We start from the raw sequence: 243 nt of genomic DNA, 5'->3' as shown, positions 1-243 counted from the left end.
ATGGCCTTCGGCGTTCAGTCGATCGATCGGCAGGTCCTGAAGAACAACGTCGTCGGTCTCGCCAAGGCCGCAAAGGTCTTCAGCATTCCAACCACGATCACCACCGTCGAGACCGGGTCCTTCTCCGGCCACACCTATCCCGAACTGCTCGCCGTCTTCCCGGAAAACGACATTCTCGAACGCACCTCGATGAACTCCTGGGACGATCAGAACGTCCGCGACGCGCTCGCCAGGAATGCCGCC

At 60.9% G+C, this 243-nt stretch carries 1 pseudogene; it reads left to right on the top strand.

Annotated elements, in window-relative coordinates:
- Positions 1–243: pseudogene (locus IB265_RS36440) on the top strand (hydrolase); the annotation flags it as partial.

Source organism: Ensifer sp. ENS10 (genome assembly GCF_014852025.1).
Taxonomy (GTDB): domain Bacteria; phylum Pseudomonadota; class Alphaproteobacteria; order Rhizobiales; family Rhizobiaceae; genus Ensifer.
The sequence above is the reverse complement of the archived record's forward strand: the minus strand, read 5'-3'. Positions and strand labels throughout refer to the sequence as shown.